Source organism: Paenibacillus sp. FSL R5-0923 (assembly GCF_038009145.1).
Lineage (GTDB): Bacteria > Bacillota > Bacilli > Paenibacillales > Paenibacillaceae > Paenibacillus_AQ.
The window spans coordinates 3,913,273-3,931,357 of record NZ_JBBPAT010000001.1 but is presented as its reverse complement, the minus strand read 5'-3'; the positions used below and the strand labels follow the sequence as shown (position 1 = coordinate 3,931,357).

General features: G+C 41.0%; 21 protein-coding genes. 8 read left to right on the top strand and 13 right to left on the bottom strand.

The window, feature by feature from the left end; all coding sequences use genetic code 11:
* The first annotated feature begins 67 nt into the window (after nucleotides 1–67).
* Together MKX35_RS17620 and MKX35_RS17615 are read left to right on the top strand one after the other, a co-directional pair.
* Complete coding sequence (locus MKX35_RS17620; protein ID WP_076283589.1) at nucleotides 68–1,390, top strand: APC family permease; 1,323 nt, start codon at nucleotides 68–70, stop codon at nucleotides 1,388–1,390.
* A gap of 87 nt (nucleotides 1,391–1,477) precedes the next feature.
* The gene (locus tag MKX35_RS17615; RefSeq protein WP_076283588.1) at nucleotides 1,478–2,434 is read left to right on the top strand and encodes an alpha/beta hydrolase; all 957 of its coding nucleotides are present in this window, start codon (nucleotides 1,478–1,480) and stop codon (nucleotides 2,432–2,434) included.
* A 239-nt stretch (nucleotides 2,435–2,673) separates the two neighbouring features.
* Here the strand turns inward: MKX35_RS17615 and MKX35_RS17610 are convergent, their stop codons facing one another.
* The 4 genes from MKX35_RS17610 to MKX35_RS17595 form a co-directional block, all read right to left on the bottom strand.
* On the bottom strand, nucleotides 2,674–3,051 hold the full coding sequence (locus MKX35_RS17610) for a hypothetical protein (protein ID WP_076283587.1): 378 nt from the start codon (nucleotides 3,049–3,051) through the stop codon (nucleotides 2,674–2,676).
* A gap of 159 nt (nucleotides 3,052–3,210) precedes the next feature.
* On the bottom strand, nucleotides 3,211–3,831 hold the full coding sequence (gerPC, locus tag MKX35_RS17605) for a spore germination protein GerPC (RefSeq protein ID WP_076283586.1): 621 nt from the start codon (nucleotides 3,829–3,831) through the stop codon (nucleotides 3,211–3,213).
* Between the two features lie 48 nt (nucleotides 3,832–3,879).
* Nucleotides 3,880–4,101, bottom strand: coding sequence for a spore germination protein GerPB (locus MKX35_RS17600; protein ID WP_076283585.1), 222 nt, complete (start codon nucleotides 4,099–4,101; stop codon nucleotides 3,880–3,882).
* Between the two features lie 12 nt (nucleotides 4,102–4,113).
* Nucleotides 4,114–4,338, bottom strand: a complete 225-nt coding sequence (locus MKX35_RS17595) for a spore germination protein (protein WP_036687577.1) — start codon at nucleotides 4,336–4,338, stop codon at nucleotides 4,114–4,116.
* Between the two features lie 116 nt (nucleotides 4,339–4,454).
* On the opposite strand from MKX35_RS17595, the gene MKX35_RS17590 reads away from it, so the two are divergent.
* Both MKX35_RS17590 and MKX35_RS17585 read left to right on the top strand, forming a co-directional pair.
* Nucleotides 4,455–4,913 (top strand): Hsp20/alpha crystallin family protein, encoded by a 459-nt coding sequence (locus MKX35_RS17590; protein ID WP_076283584.1) that lies wholly within the window; start codon nucleotides 4,455–4,457, stop codon nucleotides 4,911–4,913.
* Between the two features lie 237 nt (nucleotides 4,914–5,150).
* Nucleotides 5,151–5,327, top strand: a complete 177-nt coding sequence (locus MKX35_RS17585) for a hypothetical protein (protein ID WP_167348469.1) — start codon at nucleotides 5,151–5,153, stop codon at nucleotides 5,325–5,327.
* A gap of 131 nt (nucleotides 5,328–5,458) precedes the next feature.
* Here MKX35_RS17585 and MKX35_RS17580 read toward each other — a convergent pair whose 3' ends face one another.
* Entirely contained in the window at nucleotides 5,459–6,397 is a 939-nt protein-coding gene (locus tag MKX35_RS17580; protein WP_305953473.1) for a GNAT family N-acetyltransferase, read from the bottom strand.
* A 148-nt stretch (nucleotides 6,398–6,545) separates the two neighbouring features.
* Between MKX35_RS17580 and MKX35_RS17575 the strand changes: the two genes are divergently transcribed.
* Entirely contained in the window at nucleotides 6,546–6,941 is a 396-nt protein-coding gene (locus tag MKX35_RS17575; protein ID WP_143759354.1) for a hypothetical protein, read from the top strand.
* A gap of 383 nt (nucleotides 6,942–7,324) precedes the next feature.
* Here MKX35_RS17575 and MKX35_RS17570 read toward each other — a convergent pair whose 3' ends face one another.
* From MKX35_RS17570 to MKX35_RS17560, 3 genes are all read right to left on the bottom strand, one after another.
* Nucleotides 7,325–7,738 carry a VOC family protein gene (locus MKX35_RS17570; RefSeq protein ID WP_076283581.1) on the bottom strand — a complete coding sequence of 138 codons (414 nt, stop codon included), beginning with the start codon at nucleotides 7,736–7,738 and terminating at the stop codon, nucleotides 7,325–7,327.
* Between the two features lie 34 nt (nucleotides 7,739–7,772).
* On the bottom strand, nucleotides 7,773–8,696 hold the full coding sequence (locus tag MKX35_RS17565) for a ketopantoate reductase family protein (RefSeq protein WP_076298724.1): 924 nt from the start codon (nucleotides 8,694–8,696) through the stop codon (nucleotides 7,773–7,775).
* Between the two features lie 287 nt (nucleotides 8,697–8,983).
* Nucleotides 8,984–10,759, bottom strand: coding sequence for an ABC transporter substrate-binding protein (locus tag MKX35_RS17560; RefSeq protein WP_076298725.1), 1,776 nt, complete (start codon nucleotides 10,757–10,759; stop codon nucleotides 8,984–8,986).
* 143 nt (nucleotides 10,760–10,902) lie between these two features.
* On the opposite strand from MKX35_RS17560, the gene MKX35_RS17555 reads away from it, so the two are divergent.
* Nucleotides 10,903–12,138 carry an MDR family MFS transporter gene (locus tag MKX35_RS17555; protein WP_076298726.1) on the top strand — a complete coding sequence of 412 codons (1,236 nt, stop codon included), beginning with the start codon at nucleotides 10,903–10,905 and terminating at the stop codon, nucleotides 12,136–12,138.
* A 170-nt stretch (nucleotides 12,139–12,308) separates the two neighbouring features.
* Here MKX35_RS17555 and MKX35_RS17550 read toward each other — a convergent pair whose 3' ends face one another.
* Nucleotides 12,309–13,265, bottom strand: a complete 957-nt coding sequence (locus tag MKX35_RS17550) for a helix-turn-helix transcriptional regulator (protein WP_076298727.1) — start codon at nucleotides 13,263–13,265, stop codon at nucleotides 12,309–12,311.
* A gap of 111 nt (nucleotides 13,266–13,376) precedes the next feature.
* Here MKX35_RS17550 and MKX35_RS17545 point away from each other — a divergent pair, with 111 nt between their 5' ends.
* Nucleotides 13,377–14,312 carry a Gfo/Idh/MocA family protein gene (locus MKX35_RS17545; protein ID WP_076298728.1) on the top strand — a complete coding sequence of 312 codons (936 nt, stop codon included), beginning with the start codon at nucleotides 13,377–13,379 and terminating at the stop codon, nucleotides 14,310–14,312.
* Between the two features lie 288 nt (nucleotides 14,313–14,600).
* Here the strand turns inward: MKX35_RS17545 and MKX35_RS17540 are convergent, their stop codons facing one another.
* The 4 genes from MKX35_RS17540 to MKX35_RS17525 all read right to left on the bottom strand — a co-directional run bounded on the left by MKX35_RS17540 (nucleotide 14,601) and on the right by MKX35_RS17525 (nucleotide 16,774).
* A complete protein-coding gene (locus MKX35_RS17540) occupies nucleotides 14,601–15,080 on the bottom strand; it encodes a flavodoxin domain-containing protein (RefSeq protein ID WP_076298729.1) in 480 nt (159 codons plus the stop codon).
* Nucleotides 15,081–15,113: 33 nt separating this feature from the next.
* Complete coding sequence (locus MKX35_RS17535) at nucleotides 15,114–15,761, bottom strand: TetR/AcrR family transcriptional regulator (RefSeq protein ID WP_076298730.1); 648 nt, start codon at nucleotides 15,759–15,761, stop codon at nucleotides 15,114–15,116.
* Between the two features lie 181 nt (nucleotides 15,762–15,942).
* Nucleotides 15,943–16,044, bottom strand: a complete 102-nt coding sequence (locus tag MKX35_RS17530) for a sporulation protein YjcZ (protein WP_197069683.1) — start codon at nucleotides 16,042–16,044, stop codon at nucleotides 15,943–15,945.
* A gap of 184 nt (nucleotides 16,045–16,228) precedes the next feature.
* Nucleotides 16,229–16,774, bottom strand: coding sequence for a GNAT family N-acetyltransferase (locus MKX35_RS17525; RefSeq protein WP_076298731.1), 546 nt, complete (start codon nucleotides 16,772–16,774; stop codon nucleotides 16,229–16,231).
* Nucleotides 16,775–16,938: 164 nt separating this feature from the next.
* Between MKX35_RS17525 and xerS the strand changes: the two genes are divergently transcribed.
* A complete protein-coding gene (xerS, locus tag MKX35_RS17520; RefSeq protein WP_076298859.1) occupies nucleotides 16,939–18,021 on the top strand; it encodes a tyrosine recombinase XerS in 1,083 nt (360 codons plus the stop codon).
* Nucleotides 18,022–18,085 lie beyond the last annotated feature (64 nt).

Genomic DNA, 18,085 nt, shown 5'->3' with positions numbered 1-18,085 from the left:
TGTTTTTCCAATGGATCTATTATCTGCTACTCTATAACAAAAGACAATGAAAGCAGGATTAATAATCATGAAAGATCCAAGTTCAACCACTTTACGAAGAAACATCGGCATGCCGCAAGCCATAGCTCTTTATATCGGCGCAGTATTGGGCTCGGGAGTCTTAATCGTTCCCGGACTGGCTGCAGAAATGGCAGGTCCCGCTTCATTGCTGGCATGGGGATTTATGACGCTGTTGATTTTGCCAATGGCCTTATCGATGGGCTTGCTCTCTGCCAAATTTCCTAACGCAGGAGGCGTGTCCCACTTCGTCACCCTTGCTTTCGGACCTAAAGCCGGATCTTTAGTGGGCTGGTTCTTCCTAATGTCTGTTCCGATTGGTGCGCCTGTCGCTGCACTGACCGGAGCTGGTTATATGACAGCCGCAATGGGCTGGGATGAACCTGCGAGAATTACTATCGCTGCGGTGATGTTGGCCATTGGTCTAATTACAAACTGGATTGGTATGCAAGTGGCGGGAAAGGTACAAATTGCTGTAGTGATTGCGATTGTAGCTGTTCTCGTCTTCTCCTTTGCTACTGCGCTTCCTCGGATGGAGATTGAACACTTCACTCCCTTTGCCCCACACGGATGGATGAGCATTGGACAGGCTGCAGCAATCTTATTTTGGTGTTTTATTGGTTGGGAAGCTGTCTCACATCTCTCTGAGGAGTTCAAAGATCCACAACGTGCTGCAGTTAAAGGTGTGACCATCGCTGCTATTATTGTAGGTGTTCTATATTTCTTATCCGCTTTAGCAACGGTTGGCACACAAAGCTACCTTAAAGGTGGGTCGAGCACATCACTTGTCTGGATCATCAGCCAGCCACTTGGACGCTGGGGAGGATTTATCGCAGGACTTACAGGTCTCTTCATCTGTACCGCCACCATTATCGCTTATGCCGGTGCTGCCTCGCGTGTGGCTTATGCGTTATCACGTCAGGGCTATGCACCGCAATGGATGGGGAGACTATCCAAACCATATCATACCCCTATCGGTGGGATAGCTTTCCTGCTCCTCTGTTTTGTAACGGTCATATCACTGTACAGCAGCGGATTGATATCTATCACTACTTTAATCCAGTTTCCAAATGCGACATTTATCCTGACTTATATCGGAGGCTGTGCTGCGGGGATACGCCTTCTTAAGGGAAGCAGATTAGGCGTAACGATTAGCTGGATCTCTTTTCTAGCTACCGCTGCTGTGTTTCCTTTTACGGGCTGGGCGATAGGCTATCCGTTACTTATTACTTTGATGTTTATTTTGATCTTCCGTATCAAACATAAACAAACGGTTGCCGGAATAAGGGATTTAAAAAGTGAAATTCGTGAGGATCAACAAAAAGCATTGTAAGACTCATATCGTTTCAGCATTCGTTTAGATGGTTATGGTATGAAGAGGGTAAACTATACTATGACCAGATAAAGGAGACGATACATCATGTCAAATCAACAAAAGATCATTCTAGAGCCAGCAGCGCAGAAATTTGCCGATGATAATTCCAAACCTCCCTTCCTTCCTGATCTTGGACCAGAAAAAGGCCGTGAGACGGTAGATACTGTACAATCCAGTGAGATATATAAACCTGAAGTCGAAATTGAAGATCTTATGGTGCCAGGAGGACCTAATGGTAATGTTTCCATAAGAATTGTTCGGCCCCCTAGCTCCTCTTCCACGTCGTTGCCAGTGATCCTTTACATTCATGGTGCTGGCTGGGTGTTTGGTAATGCGCATACCCATGACCGCTTGATCCGTGAGCTAGCTGTTGGAGCGGAGGCTGCCATTGTTTTTCCAAATTACAGCCTCTCTCCAGAAGCTAAATATCCTACAGCAATTGAAGAAATCTATGCTGTTCTGAAATGGATCGCTGCACAGGGTAGTGAACATGCACTTGATGCTAGCAAGCTATCCATAGGCGGTGATAGTGTCGGTGGAAATATGGCAGCCGCCATTACGCTTATGGCTAAAGAACGCAGTGGCCCGAAGATAGGGAAACAACTTTTGTTCTATCCGGTAACGGATGCCTCCTTTGATACCGAATCTTATCATGAATTCGCAGAAGGATACTTCTTGCAGCGTGATGGAATGAAATGGTTCTGGGATCAATATACAACTGACCCTGAGGAGCGGAAGCAGATCACAGCCTCCCCGCTTCGAGCTAGTGTAGATCAGTTACGCGATCTACCCGAAGCACTAGTCATAACGGGTGAAGCAGATGTTCTACGTGATGAAGGTGAAGCTTATGCCGCCAAATTACTTGAAGCTGGAGTCACAGTCACAGCAGTTCGTTTTCAAGGGATCATACATGATTTCGTGATGCTAAATCCTTTAGCTGAAACCAATGCCAAAAAAGCCGCTATCAAGCTGGCGACTACATGGCTTCGCGAAGGTTTCTAAATAAATATGTTCGTTCACCAAATTAGAGAAAGCCTGCAAAAGTGCAGGCTTTCTCTAATTATGAGTTTAATGCTATTTCAATAGCTGAATGCCTTTGATGGCCCTCCTTTTCGTAGCTCAAAGCTCGCTTATTTGTGAAAAGTGCTTTCTTATAGGACAGTACCTTATATTAGTTTACATAATAATGATTATGTAAACTATTTTATTTTCATAAAATAAGTATCAGCAAATATGCCAAATTACCCCTCATCTTCTGAAGCTATTTCCCGCTTGAACTCACTGGTTCGACTCTCCAGATGAACTGAGCCACCATTTCCAATCTGGAAGGTCGTCCCAGACCCAATCGATAAGATTTTAATAAATTTAATATTAATGCTTGATTCCTCAGAATCATTCAAAATCTCAACATCATCATTCACTTGGTTCGACCAGGTCGCAAGAAAGATGTCTAAGCGTAAAGCCTCTCTATCATTGCTATTAATCTCTTGTATGTTATATAGGTAATTTTCTTTACTGCCCACGAATTTGGACTGAATCCGCTCTACAGATCCACATAAGAAAATCGAACTGTCAGACAGATTATTAATGTATACATCTTGTATACGTGAGTTGTGCATTGTTAACTGCCTTTTTTGACTTGATCCGGAGCACTTGGAGTATATTCTATCACGCTGTCAAACGCCGAAGAACAATTAATCGTCTGCGTATCCCCTACTAAAAATACCGAAGAACCTGATATCGAAACCACTTTTACTGCGTTTACATTTATGTCTCTGTTAATCACGGTTACTTTCATGCGGATCCCGCCTTCCAGTTATGTTTATTTCCAAATGCCGTTCTACCGCCGTAACAATATCTCGTTTGATTTGCTCAACAATAGAAACACTTTCCCCTTCTGTGTATCCACGCCCTTCTTCTGCGTCAGGAAGCTGGCTTACATACTCGTTAATCCGGCCATCCATCTGATTCAGCAGATCCTGGGTTACCATTTGGATATACTGCTCATCAATACTTAAGTTCTGTTCTTTTTCTAAGCGTGAAAATTGAGAAGGAACTTCGTCTTGCACATACTTCAGAATCTCTGGACGAATTTTATCCGATAATGCAGATGCAGTTGGTGTCCCTCCCTCTTGCTCCCCAATAGGCTTACCATTGATCATCGCTTCATCCAGATTATTTCCCTCATTTGGTGTAATGCCTATATTTAAAGTGCCTTCCAGCTTCTCGATTTTCAATTGTTCAAAATGATAATTTATAGGACCTATACTTGCAGTTTTATTGTTCTTTATGCTGTCTACGTCCCCTTTTAAAACTTGGAGTTGTTTCTCTAGCAGTTGAATCTTTTCTGCTTGCACTCTTAGTGCATTAAAAAATTGCTGAACATAATACGGGTGCATACAACCCCCTCCTATGGTTTATTGTATGCGAAGGATAAGAACCTAATTCTAGCGTGTATATAGTTCAGTTGGTGGAGGCAAGGGTACAAGAGGTGAATCACTTACCGCTGGCGATGGCGCAGGAGGAGATTCCGGAACGTCACTAGACTGATAACTATGAGACAAGGCATTAATTCGGCCGGAAGTACCGATCTGCAGTACCGATGAATTTGAGATCGTACCAATTTTCAGATGATTGACCGATATGCACTGATACACCGTAATATTCATGTAAACCCACCCTTAAGGAGGCGATACTTGATCCACCACATCTGAATCCATCGTGTTCGTACTGCTGGCTGCATTATTCGTAATGTTTGTACCTATGGAGTCACCTATGGAGAAGGAGTTGGCACCGGCATAGATTTTGGAGTTACTGCTCAAGATAACAGATGCCGTATTTCCTACTAAGACTGTGGAACTGGGGCCTACGCTGTTGATTTTAATATTGCCGATGATTGAAACCACCAAACCACTCCTCCCTTCGGAATGATAACCTATTCTATGTAGATATCCGCCCAGATGTCACTGAATAAGTCATACGCCCATACAATGGATAAAAAAATGAAGGAGGTTCAGCATTCATGAGCCCCAATAAATCGAACCCTTTAGATTGGATGAACGAAGATCCCTTTTTTAAGAAAAAGTTATCCTTAAAGTCGCTTGAAGAGCAATGGAAGCTGGATCCAAGCCAGATCGATGGCTATGTTGAAAAAATAATCAGAGAAGCTACCGCGGCCACCTCTTCCTCATTGACGGACGAAACCTCAAGTCTGCAATTTGAGCATCTAGACACACATAATTATTTGATCACGAAAATTCGTATTCCAAGTGGAATTCACCCCGAAAGTATTTGGGCACAAATCAACCGAACACAAATCAAATTAAGCGGTCTCGGAAAAGATCATAGCGAGATCATCCCACTCCCCGTTCCAGTCAATCCGGATCAGAGCAGAGGCACTTATAAACAAGGATCATTGCAATTCAGAATGCCGAAAATGTCAGTAGGTAAATTTAGAGATATCGACATCCGTTATTTATAAAAAAATCCTTAAAATCCCTCCTTTTTGCTCGTCCAAGTGGCGATCACTCCTCAAAAAAACGTCTTAAAACTAAAACAGCGTATAATTTAAGTTATGCGCTGTTTTTTTAGGGCGTTTTTTGCCCTTTTTATCCTTAATTTTGTCTGCAATCACAAAGGAATTTAGAAGCTTCATTCTCCGAACTTTAAGGTTCCCTCGCTCATAAGATAGGGTATCAATCGCAAAGGTGGGCTATTTATGTCCAAAAACAAGCGCGGCAAAGCACTCTGGCGTATGCCATCCCGAGGTAGAGGAACATGTCTGATCTGCGGCAGCACTCGTATTAAGCTTTTGTACATCGGAAAAGGACTTTCTGGCGAAAAGGTTAACGTGTGTAAGAAATGCGAGGGTAAACAAGTAACTAACAGTAACTGAACAAAATTGTTCAGAGGATTTCCAGTCATCATTTATTACAAGGCGAACGGATTACTAAAAAAGTGCAATCCTGTCATCGAACCTCGATGAAACTGAATCACACTTTGCTTAGTAATCCTCCACTTCAAAAACTATAGGAGTTCTATACGATACCGTCTTTCCTCACTCGATAAACGGAATCCGACAGATTCATAAAGATGCAATGCAGAATCATTATCTGTTAACACCATTAAATAAGCTTCTTCAAGTCCATGTGTTCTGAAATAGTTTAACGCTTGAGAAAGCATGTACCTAGCAATTCCAAATCTTCTCCAAGGCTCTAGTACAAAAACATTTTCAATATACCCACTTTTCTCTTCCTGCCATACCATCAAGCTGCCTACAACCCTCTCCCCTTCTCGAACAACCATAGAGTTCCAAAGCGGATTTTGCTTAAACTGAGATAGCCGTTCTTTCCCGAGTGGGGTTTCTGGCCAAACCTCTGCTTCCAATTCTAAATAAAGATCTTCTTCTTGTGGTGTCTCCATCATCCAAGTTGCAAATTCAAATTCCTTTTTCAGTTCAGGTACGGTGTAGGAATGATCAAGAGTATGATTCATTTTAAATAAGCTGTTGTATTGACAGAAGCCCTTTTCTTTTTCAAAAAATTGCGTATTTGCGATCTCCGATGCGTTATTCCCGACACATAGCGTCGTTTTGTAAGCTGTTGATAAAGTTTCCTTCAATTCAAGTGCTCTCAAGAGGAGCGTTCGATACATGCTCTCTAATAAATCGTAGTCTTCTTCTCGTTCAGGTATTGTTTTCAAATTCAAATAGATCGAATGTCTGCTTTCCTTTGAACGCCCGGGCGGCACAATATTTATGATCTCTACTTGACCCTTGGCAACCATTTTTCCATTTTCAAAGGCGCAGTACACATTCTCCCAGTTTTCCTCATCACCAACCCACCAAAAAACAGCATTTCCCCGCGAAGTAACCGAGTTATATAACTCACCCAGTAATGGCATGTCCCCTTGTTCAAAATGACGAATCGTTATTCCTTCTGATGAAAGAATCGTAGATTTTGTCAAAACAAAACCCCTTTTCATATAAATTTTGGCATACATTAAGGGTAGCACATCTCTTCCAATTTCACTTGTTAATGAATAGTTATAATTAATTCTTATATACCGTAACATTTATCGAGTGAACCCTGTCTTACTTACATAGGGGGACTAAATGATGAAGAGACGATTTTTTATAGGTATTGCTATATTTTCAATGGGTATTGTGATAGCTTTCGGGATCAGTACGATATCCAATATTCTGAGTCCATTTAAGAGTTTCTTGCTCACTGTAGATAATCAGTCGGATGATGATATTAGCTCTATTGAAATAGGTTTAATCCATACGGATTCCAAGGAATTATTTACAAGTCCCATCAAGAAAGGTGAAACGAAAAGGTTCAAACCTACACTGAGCTTAAGTGGTGAAGGTTCTATATACCTTAAGTATACTAACGCAAAAGGACAATCCACCCAAGAAACTGTATGCGGTTATACAGAGTATCTATCTGGTTATTCAACTGTCACGATTACTAATGAGGGCACAACTGTTGTTCAGCAATGTAATTAAATCCGTTCTTCTAAGAAGAAACGATAGTGTCGTCTTTTAAAGACGATAACCGTTTCTCGTAAAAATAGAGGAGGTAAACCCTATTAGGTTCACCTCCTCTTTCATTTATGCAGCTTGCGATTATACCTCCTGAACTGCAGCCCTCGAGATCAGATCAAGCCTTAGAACACCAATCAGTCCTACCCCTTCAACGCTCTCATTTCTCGCAAAAAATTCAACAGTACCAACAGCTTTATCACTATCTTTCTCTACAATACTAAATCGAACGTAACCATGTCCTGCATATTCATCCAGCCAGAATCGTATACAGCCAATCTATACATCAATTGATCACTTTCAAATACCGGGCATTCCTGATATGGGCCTTCTTCAAAGTTTTCTTGCTACGCATTCCCCAAAAAATTTAATTGCCAAGTCACGCCAAATCTATCCGCTACCCAGCCAAATTTCGGACTAAACGGATAGCTTCCAAGAGGCATTAGGACCTGTCCACCTTGTGCTAATGATTCGTAGACCCGATCAATTTCAGCTTCACTCTCGCAATTTACATATAAGGATATCGCTGGAGTAAAGGTAAACCCGTGCTGAACATAACTATCTATACACATAAATACTTGTCCATGCATAGAAAAGGAAGCTTGCATTACACTCCCTTCAGGTCCTGCTTCATTCGCTCCATATCGCTTAATGCTAATAACTTCGGAATCATCAAACAAGGACGTATAGAAATTCATAGCTTCTTCTGCCTTACCTTCGAACATTAGAAAAGTCATGATCTTTTGATTCGTTTCCTTCATAATTGTCCAGCTCCTTATTGTGATTTAAAGTAGATCATTTCATATCATTAACGCTTTCGTATACTTTCAAACGGGCATACACGGTTTCAAGAACCGGATACGCGCCTTGACCCGGAACAGCCATAGCCAGAAGTGCCCCATGCAGATGGTCCGCTTCTACAGGTAGTAGCTTATGCATATCCCGATGCATGGATGAAGTAAATTCAGGTAACACAGAAAGCATCTTTTGCATCGTCGAAGCTATATTTTCCGGTCCCACAGGCATTCCAGCATTTTGAGCCAAGCTAACAATCTCTTGAAGAAGCTGCTCATAGATTGCACGTGCTTTTGGGGAAGCAAAAATAGGCCCAACAGAGCTATCCATTAAAGTGGTAATCCCACTTAGACTAGCTACAAATATATATTTCTGCCACACTTCGCGCTGAATGTCAGAACTTAATGTTACAGTAAAACCAGCATGATCCAAATGACTCAGCAGCAACTGTGTTCGTTCTGACTCACCGCCGGCCCATTCACCAAACACAATACTATGAAATGAACTGCTTTGAACGATAGTACCTGCTGAATCTAGAGTTGTTTCAATATAACAAAGACCACCCAGTACATGTTCTGGGCCAAAACGCTTCTGCAAAATGCTAAATTGATCATAACCATTGAGAAGCGGGAGGATCAGTGTATGTTCACCGACGTAGGGTTCAATGTCATTCATCACCTGAGGCAAATGGTATGCCTTGACCGCTATAATAATGCAGTCGAAGGGCTCTACTGCTTCCCTATTAGAAATCGTTCGTACAGAAGTCTGAAAATCCCCATGAACACTCTTTACAATCAAACCGTCCGCTTCTAACTGAATCTGTTTGGCATTTCGGACGAGAAAAGTAACATCTTCTCCTTTTTGAACTAGACGCCCCCCGAAATATCCACCTATAGCTCCTGCACCCACGATAAGAAAACGCATAATAGTCTCCCCTTCTTTTCCCTTAATTTAAACAAACAAAAAGACCTTTTAGCTATCTGCTAAACAGGTCCGAAAGGCAAAAAAAGAGTCAAGTATCGACCGTTCTTTTGTCTCGGTCCTTACGGATCTGAGCAAAATCCAACGAGTTCACCTCCATGGCTACAAGTTAATTACTATTCATTTATTAAAACCTATTAGAGCACCATTCGATGTTTTATCGATACAGCCTCCCTGGAAAGTATAGCAAAAGAAAACATTCCTGTACAAGCATATTTAGGTAACTCTCCTTAAAGACTAGTAGTTTTGATCCACAGTTTTGAGATATCCAGAAATCCGAAGGAACTGGTGTGAAGTCCAAACAAGCTTTGATTTAGCTGCGCTTTTTTATTCATATGACAACCATATAACACCCAATAGTTGTCCCTAAGCACACCTTCTGCCTGATCCAGCAACTTAATTCTTTCTTCCTTTGAGGATTGCGTGAAATCGGTAAGTACATCTGAGAATAACAAGATCTGTTCATCTCTCAGCAGAGAAAAAAGATAATTAAGTTTATTATTAAAGTAGTTAACCATTCCCCACTGCCAATCATCTTCAAGAACCTCTTCAGCAAGGAGGATTTCGGAGGTGTTCTTTATATCTGCTGAGTTAAACTTTTTGAATAAATACAGCTCAATATGCAGTCCTACTGAAGCAGCTCGTGCTTGAAGCCACAGGGCTTCTTCTCGCTCTTCTTTTTTATCCTTTGTAGCTAAACTTAAGGTTTCCCCCTGGTAGCCACTTGCCACTAGAAGCTCTCTCGCATGTTCCAGGGTAGGCTCAATAATACTTTTCTTACTGCTCTCCCAAGGTAAAAAGCTATCAGCAGGGGTACTACGGTTCCCTCCTAACTCCTTAATTAAGGCTTCTCGACTGTAAAGGATTCGTATAGCCTGCCGGAATAGTTGGTGTTGATGAATTCCGTCTTTATGGAAATTGAACAAGAGATATCGGCATCCCAAGGCAGGGTAGTCAATACTGTGGTTACAGATGATATTAGGTAATAAACCTTCCTGAGCAGATTCAGGAAGTTCATACAATCGTTCATTTGAAGCTTGTTCTGGCAAATACCAGATTTCCACACGATCTAGTAGTGGGCGTATACCGTAATAATGGTCAAATGCCGCGAGGACTAGCACATCTTCATTAAGATCTAGTAAACGATAGGGCCCTGTTCCACTCACTTCATTTACAAGATCTACGTCATGAGGAAGAATCGACATATGAATACAACTGAACATATGGAGAAAAAAGAGATTCGGACGAGACAGCTCAAACCTGATCCTGTGATCTCCTTCAAGCTCTACTCGTTCAATATCTTTGTACAAGCTCAACGCCGGACTGTTCAAATCTATAATTCGTTGAAATGTCTCTTTTACGTCTCTAGAGGTCATAGTCCTGCCGTGATGGAATCGCACACCTTTCCGTAGATAAAAAATATAACTAGTATAATCTTCATTGGCTTCCCACATATGCGCCAATCCGGGAAGAAAGGTATCACTTGCCGCATCATAGGTAACTAATGTGCTATAAATTTGTCCGAGTAAATAGGATTCAAACGCGGTATATACATAAGCTGGATCCAGCACTTCCATATGCCGGTTTCGTGTAATTCGCAAGACATCTAATCCTGATGTCGACTCCGTTTCACTACGGAAGCCCATCTGCTTATTTAACACCATTAATAACCGTTCCTTTAATGTGTCGCTAACCTGACCACGACTTAATAACTCTATAGCTTCCTTAATCTTCCCCTTATTAATCAGTTCCTGAAAGTTGTCCTCCAGCACCTCTTCAATCGTTCGAAGAAAAGTTAGCTGCGAGATATTTCCACGTCCTCTTCCAGGCTGCCAGTGTATAAAACCCTGCTCTTCAAGTTTTCGCAGAATAAACTTTACATTACGCGGAGTGCAGCACAGAATCGAAGCTAGTCTATCTATCGTCACAGGATTAGCTTCCCCTATATCTATTGAGGATGGGATGGCTATTGCTAAACATAAAAAATGATTACTAATATGGTCCACGATCGTTCACTCCTTTAAAGGTGAAACACTGTAAGTAATTCTTACACTTTTACTTCCCCCTTTTATCATTATAATTATACATATATCGTTAATGAATATGCAGTACTAAATTATAGCTATCAGATTAGGAGACCTTTTCAATTATGAACCAGTATCTTAGGCATATTCACCCACTAGCTTGGACCATCATCGTCGGTACGATGTTCGGACGTTTGGTAACTTCAATGAGCATTCCGTTCTTATCCATCTATTTAACCCAAGTCCTTGGAGCCACCCCCACACAAACGGGGATTACGGTAGCCGTCAGCTCTCTGGCGGGCGTAATGGCCAGCTTCTACGGAGGATATATCTCGGATATTGTAGGCCGCAAAATTGTCATGTTAATCTCCGTATTTGGCTGGGCAGCAGTATTCTTCGGATTCTCTGTTGCACAACATCTGTGGGTATTCTTCCTGGTCAACACCCTGAACGGTTTATGCAGATCCGTGTTTGAGCCCACATCACGGGCACTTTTATCCGACATTACCCCTGCTGAAAGTAAGCTGCTTGTATTCAATCTTAGATACGCTGCGATTAATCTTGGTGTTGTCTTTGGTCCGATTATTGGAGTACAGCTCGGTTCTGCCGAATCTACGTTTCCTTTTATGATCGCTGGTATTGTATATGTTGCATATGGACTTGTACTATTCATCCAATTTAAATTGCATCGTTCAACCATGCAGAGTCATACGCAAGCTGAACCACCACGTTTACTTGAAGCCTTGGCAACAACCGGTAGAGACCGTGTATTCTTGCCAGTTCTACTTGGTACAATCTTTTGTGTACTTGGATACGGACATTTTGGTTCAACTATGGCGCAATATTTAGCAATGAACACCCATTTCACAAATGGTGGACAATTATTCTCCTATATGTTGTCACTCAATGCCATTACAGTGCTCGTGGTACAATATCCTATCGTACGTACTGCAAGCAAATTCTCACCGATTGTTCCATTGATTCTCGGAAATATCTGCGTTGCTATTAGTCTTCTCTTAGTAGGTTTAGCTGAAGGTGTAGCCCTTCTAATGTTTAGTGTCGTACTATTTACGATAGGGGAAGTACTGCTCTTTACGATGATGGATATGTTAATTGATCGGATCGCGAAGCCAGAAATGAAGGGTACGTACTTTGGAACGATTGGCTTTAACAATTTGGGGAGTGTAATCGCGCCTATCTTCGGCGGTGTATTGCTGGATCATTATGGAGCTCAGAATGGCCTTACGATCTTCCTGCCACTCGCTTTAACCACGGCTATAGGTCTTCCTTTTCTATTCGTAGCGCACAAGAGGCTTACTGCTAGAGAGAAGTTATCTCTTGGCGTAGACGCTAGCACATAAAAGGCTAAATTTTTTAAATCTAAAGGTTATTATGGGGCAATCCCAAATTAGTTAACATATTAATTATTATGTAAACTTATTGAATGAATAAAGCCTATTCACAAATGAGCGGGACCGTTTCATTGCAGAACATGCAATCGAAACGGTCCCTTTTTCACAAATAAATCATGCTAATTGTAAACCTCCTGTAGCAAATTTGCCTGTACTTTCACATATTGTCTCAGTTCCAAAGGTTCCACAATCTCGCCTTGTCCAAGTATTCCCCAAATATTCGTACATGCACTATCATAGCTATACATATTTACAGTAATGGTTATTTGATCTCCTTCCTCTACTCTATTCATAATCTCCACCCCGTGTAGCGAGGTCTCTCTCCTCTTATCCGTTCTAATCAATACTGGGTAGATCTCTTCCTCTTTACAAGCTTGCTTGAATCCCCTCTCCTGCTGCTTCCAGTGCCTTTCTAATGAAAAGTCCTGAGGGATAGCATACTCTTCATCTATAAGCTGTATAGAGGCGATTCGCTCACATTTAAACGTGCGGATTTGTTCGATTTCTTCACAGTAGGCTATAAGATACCACTCTTCTTTTTTCACAACTAGACCATAGGGCTGTAATTTCCTACTCGAGATGATTCCGTTAATCTTGTGGTACTCAATCTGTAGTTTCTGAGATCTCCAAACAGCAGTTCGAATCGATTCCAGACATGGAATCTCTAAGCGTTCTGTCCACCAAGGCGTATCATCAAAATAAAAACGTCTTTGTGCCTTCTGGATATCATTTTGATAGGAAGCGGGTAATGATTTTTCTAATTTCAAGAGGGTTGTCTTTAGCTTTAATCCGGAATCTGTATGTCCGCCAGTATGAATCCCCATTCCTGTTAGAAATAGATTGATTACATCTTCCCCATGAAGCTGATTTAGGTTAACAGTATACCCCTCCATCAAGGAGATGCCACCATTCGGTCCCGGCGTGGATAACAGTGGTATTCCTGCTTCAGCTAATACATCAATGTCTCTGTAGATAGAACGTACGGAGGTTTCCAAGGCTTCAGCTAAGTCATTGGCCTTCATCTTCCCTCTTGATTCCACTAATAATAAAATTGCAATCAAACGATGCAAGCGCATGGGGAGCCTCCAAGTTTTTCTTTTTTTATAGTATACATCATAATTCTTGCCAAGCTGTTGTCAACAATAGTTGGTTATGATTAGTTCATTACATTAAAGGAGCTGATACACATGAATATAGGCGTATTGGGAACTGGATTCGGAGCTTATCATTCACAGTTATGGACGACAATAGATCGAGTAGACAAAGTAATTATCTTTGGTCGGAACGAAGCTAAGCTGCAGGAGCTAAAACAATCTTTAGGCGTTGAGATAACTACCAATATTGACGATATTATGCTTGATTCCACCATCGATGTGATTGATATCTGTTTGCCCTCTTTTTTACATAGGCAGTATGCAGTCGATGCGCTTAAGCATGGAAAACATGTATTCTGTGAGACACCGGTTTGCTACAACTTAGAAGATGCTCTTGCGATGAAGGAAGCTGAACAACTGTATGATTCGCGAATTCTCGTCAACCAGTTTATTAAATTCGATCCTGCGTACAAATATCTTTACGAAGCGACTCATAATGAGAAATACGGAAAACTCTTATCTCTTACCTTAAAAAGAGAAACGCCTCCTTTGTGGGGTGACCTCGGTCTACACGCTATCGCTACAAATCTGATGATTCACGAATTGGATTTTGTGACCTGGATGCTGGGATCTATGGAGCCGCAATCGGTTTGGGGATCCGATGGTGGTAAAAGTAATCAAGCCTTAGTCCGTGCAATTTTTCAACAACCTCCTGTATCCGCAGAGATCGTTGTTTCTTCACAAATGCCGGCTTCGTATCCTTTTACCGTAGGCTATGAGGCTTATTTTGAACAAGGCAAGCTTGTCTATCAAGAGAGTGACAACATGAATGGAGCTGTTGAAAGCTCATTAATTGAATATACCGCTGTAGGTAAACAAGATCTTTTGTTAGAACCAGCTAATCCCTATGAAAAAAGTTTGGAGTATGCACTCCAATGTCTAGTGGAGGGTAGTTCATCAGTAATTGAATTAGACAATGCGATACAAGCTATAGAACTAGCTATTTGCATTGAAAAAAAGCTTGTATAAATGGATCAAGGGATGTTATATCCTTTTTCATGGGTTTTGTTTGTAGGGTGAGGTGAATTGTTTATTGATGTGTAGTGTCAAGGGTGAGGCGGTAGTGGATTTTGATTAATCTATTGTGAATTTTTCATATGATGAAATAGCGGAAAATAATAGCGATAAAATCAAAAATCAATACTTTTTATAAGCCCCCTTCTCCTAACTAATGATAATTGGTATCTGAAACAATAATCAGTTAACATAATAATGATTATGTTAACTGATTTCAGGAAATCGATTTTCCACACTCGTTCACCGCTTCTTTAGCGCAAGTGCGAAACGTTCTATCGTCTCTTTGGATAATCCATTTACACTCTTATTCTTCCCTTTTACCACTCGCAGAACCACTCGATCTAATGCAGTCATCTTCTCTTCGTAAATCTCATCACCGAACACTTCTTTTGTAATTGATTGGTTATACAGCTTCTCTGGAAATGAAGATTTCAATTCTTGTATGGCTTGCTCCCCCTTCGCTCCTGCACAAATAAACAATCCAACGCGCTTTTTAGCTAGTTCATTTTGATATTTTGAAGTAAACTCCGTCATTTGTTTTTGTATTTTCCCAAAGTAAATAGACCCACCTAAGATGACAGTATCGTACCGTTCTAATGTAGGCTCTTTAGCATGCATTAAATTAACTACTTCAGTCTCATCATCCAATTGATTTTTCAATAAATAGGCAGCTTTCTCTGTACATCCATATTTAGAAGTATAAATAATAATCGTCTTCATTCTGATTTTTCCCTCCACCCTCTGATCATCCTACTATGTTAAAGGCTCACGTATCTCCCTGGTTGCTATTGAAACCATAGAATCCAAATAACAAGATATCAGTGCTTCAACCTGATCTTCAGGCAAATCCTTTTCCACAATCAAACGCATAATTAATCCGAACGCAGCACTCCACATCACTTGAGCAGTGAGCTCTATCGAAGATTCCATATGTTGTTCTTTCGATTCGAACCTAGATAGACATTGACAGAGCATACCTATCGCTTTACGCTCCTGACCAGCTCCCTTGAATAGAACTGCTGTGTAACTAAGAACAGCCGGTGTATCATTTAGCATAACATTACGGTACTCAACACTTGTGGAAAGGGTCATCCTGATCCATTGCTCAAGCGATTGTCTCAAAAGCATCTCTGGTGGCAGTTCATGCTCTGCCTTTCGTTGTACAGACTGAAGCCCGTCAACCATATCTGTATATTTCTGTTGCAAATATCTCACCACAATTTCATCTTTACCCTGAAAGTAATGATAAATAATACCCGGAGAATACTCGATTTTCTCTGCAATTTTGCGAATAGAAAGCTTTTCAATCCCCTCCTCTGCAATCAACAAAGCCGCAGCCTCTAAAATTCTTTTCTTCATTTCCTCACGCTCACGCATTTGCCTTTGTTCTTTGGTCATCATTACGTCTCCTTATAATTTGAACATCGTTTAGTCATTGAACACTGTTAAATATATATAATTTATAACGCTCTTTTCTATATAGTAAGTCACATACAACTCCCAACGATTAAGGTCCTATCCAGACATAAAAAACCGCCAGTCCTTATAGACTGGCGGAACCACACTTCATGATGTTAAAGGATTACAGACAAAGAGTTTTAGTGATGATAACCAACAGGATAAACAGAACCAGAATCGCTCCTGTGGAAGTAAATCCACCATATCCTCCTGCGAATTCGCCCATTTTAACTCCTCCTTTGTAATTGAGTACATCATAAGATATGCTAAATCCCACTCTGTGCTTGGGTGAAATGAACAAAAATAACCCAACAATCCAGTTAAGGCTGTTAGGTTATTCATTTATAGTTTACATAACAATTATTATGTAAACTATTTCTGCATTTATCTTAATTATCGTAAGATAACCATTAATTTTTCATGACTACATCATCGCTGTTACCTTTACAATTATTAACCTTATTATTAGTTAATGTGTTGAAGTATTGACTCGGATTTCCTTGAGGCGGATTAAAACGCTCTTTAAAATCTCCATTTGTGTACTCTCCAATCACTCTATGCCAGAAATTACGGGCAGGCGTATTCGCGCGTACCTGTGACACCTTCCAGTTGCCTGGGTACATATCAAATAATTTATGCGCGGCCCAGGTCCCCACACCGCTCCGGCGATATTTTTGCATCACAAAAAACTCAGTCATGTAAAATTGCCCTTCGGGATCATACAACAACCGTTCTACCAAAGCAAATCCGGCAATATTCCCGTCTACTTTGAACAAATACGCAAATTTATTGTTGCCACTACTCCAAAATGATTCTAATCCCGGATAAGCTGGATATACACCATCTTGATCTACATCAAGCTCCAGATAACGGGTGAAATCATATAAATAGTACTGCATTAGTTTGCTTATCGTCTGTTTCCGCTCTTTGGGAACCAGCTCCATTCCAAGTTCCATTTAGTGCACCTCTGACATTTATGTTTACTACACATCATATAACTTAGTTACTTCAGGAGCAAGTTCATCACTAGTCAATAGCTTTGATCAAAACCCATGGGAGGACAAAACATGATAAGATAGAAAGAAGAAATTATATGCAAACTATGGAAAAGGTGAATCACATGAGCGTTCAAAAGAACGATGACCGTAAAAAACTGGATCTAAAGCTACCTCTCATGCCTTGGTTTGTTCAGCAGTTTATTGATTATAAGCGTCCTGATCTATCCCCTTCCACCCTGCTGGAGTATATTCGGGACTATGAGTCCTTTTTTGGATGGCTGCGTGCAGAAGGCCTCTCACAGGCCAGCTCCAATACAGAGATCACTCTGCTGGAATTAGAAACCCTGCATATGGATAGTATTGTTGGATACCGCCTACATCTCACTACCCGAGCTGAGGGAACCAATACACGAGTAACCGTGTCCCGTAAGCTGTCCGCATTACGCTCTTTATTTCATTATTTAAGTCAAATCGCTGAGGACGAGAACTTCTATCCATTACTTAAGCGAAACATTATGGCTAAGGTTGAAGTTAAACGAACGCATAAACCTAAGGATACTGCTGCTAAATTAAAGGGCAAGATTCTGGAGGATGAGGAACTACTGGAATTCGTGGGGTACATTTTCGAAGGATATGGACGAGATGTTGAAGGGAACAAACAAGCCTATTACTCCTTTCAATTAAATCGTGAACGCGATGCCTGTATTGCCAGCTTAATTCTGAATTCTGGTCTTCGTGTATCAGAGGTAGTCAATCTAAACGTGGATGATCTGGATGTTAACAACAAGCTGATCTACATCACCCGAAAAGGGAACAATGATGAAACCTTCAAAACCCCTGTTTATTTTCGAGAACAAGCTAAAGAGGATTTAGCTCTTTATTTAAGCCTACGTCAATCCCGTTATAAAACGCCAAAAAGGGAAAAAGCTTTATTTATCGCTTTGCCCAATGGACGGCAAGAAGGCAAACGCATGACCAAAAGAGCCATTCAAGAAATGATTATAAAATATGCAAAACGCTTTGGTAAGCCCTATCTAACGGTACATAAGCTTCGTCACTCTTTTGCAACAGACTATTATCTGCAAAACGATATTTATAAAACGAAAGAACAGCTCGGGCATGCTTCGACAGAAACAACCGAGATCTATGCTCATCTCACGGACAAAACGATGTCTGAGGCGATTGAACGGCGTTTGGATAGTTAATTTTTTGCGAAAAGCCGGCCATACCCTATCCGATTTTTATGGAAAAGGTGTGGCGGGCTCTCTT

Excerpts from the sequence above, each read along its gene's own strand:
- MKX35_RS17620 (WP_076283589.1), top strand. The coding sequence starts at position 68 with ATGAAAGATCCAAGTTCAACCACTTTACGAAGAAACATCGGCATGCCG.
- MKX35_RS17615 (WP_076283588.1), top strand. The coding sequence starts at position 1,478 with ATGTCAAATCAACAAAAGATCATTCTAGAGCCAGCAGCGCAGAAATTT.
- MKX35_RS17610 (WP_076283587.1), bottom strand. The coding sequence starts at position 3,051 with ATGCACAACTCACGTATACAAGATGTATACATTAATAATCTGTCTGAC.
- gerPC (WP_076283586.1), bottom strand. The coding sequence starts at position 3,831 with ATGCACCCGTATTATGTTCAGCAATTTTTTAATGCACTAAGAGTGCAA.
- MKX35_RS17600 (WP_076283585.1), bottom strand. The coding sequence starts at position 4,101 with ATGAATATTACGGTGTATCAGTGCATATCGGTCAATCATCTGAAAATT.
- MKX35_RS17590 (WP_076283584.1), top strand. The coding sequence starts at position 4,455 with ATGAGCCCCAATAAATCGAACCCTTTAGATTGGATGAACGAAGATCCC.
- MKX35_RS17585 (WP_167348469.1), top strand. The coding sequence starts at position 5,151 with ATGTCCAAAAACAAGCGCGGCAAAGCACTCTGGCGTATGCCATCCCGA.
- MKX35_RS17575 (WP_143759354.1), top strand. The coding sequence starts at position 6,546 with ATGATGAAGAGACGATTTTTTATAGGTATTGCTATATTTTCAATGGGT.
- MKX35_RS17570 (WP_076283581.1), bottom strand. The coding sequence starts at position 7,738 with ATGAAGGAAACGAATCAAAAGATCATGACTTTTCTAATGTTCGAAGGT.
- MKX35_RS17565 (WP_076298724.1), bottom strand. The coding sequence starts at position 8,696 with ATGCGTTTTCTTATCGTGGGTGCAGGAGCTATAGGTGGATATTTCGGG.
- MKX35_RS17555 (WP_076298726.1), top strand. The coding sequence starts at position 10,903 with ATGAACCAGTATCTTAGGCATATTCACCCACTAGCTTGGACCATCATC.
- MKX35_RS17550 (WP_076298727.1), bottom strand. The coding sequence starts at position 13,265 with ATGCGCTTGCATCGTTTGATTGCAATTTTATTATTAGTGGAATCAAGA.
- MKX35_RS17545 (WP_076298728.1), top strand. The coding sequence starts at position 13,377 with ATGAATATAGGCGTATTGGGAACTGGATTCGGAGCTTATCATTCACAG.
- MKX35_RS17540 (WP_076298729.1), bottom strand. The coding sequence starts at position 15,080 with ATGAAGACGATTATTATTTATACTTCTAAATATGGATGTACAGAGAAA.
- MKX35_RS17535 (WP_076298730.1), bottom strand. The coding sequence starts at position 15,761 with ATGATGACCAAAGAACAAAGGCAAATGCGTGAGCGTGAGGAAATGAAG.
- MKX35_RS17530 (WP_197069683.1), bottom strand. The coding sequence starts at position 16,044 with ATGGGCGAATTCGCAGGAGGATATGGTGGATTTACTTCCACAGGAGCG.
- MKX35_RS17525 (WP_076298731.1), bottom strand. The coding sequence starts at position 16,774 with ATGGAACTTGGAATGGAGCTGGTTCCCAAAGAGCGGAAACAGACGATA.
- xerS (WP_076298859.1), top strand. The coding sequence starts at position 16,939 with ATGAGCGTTCAAAAGAACGATGACCGTAAAAAACTGGATCTAAAGCTA.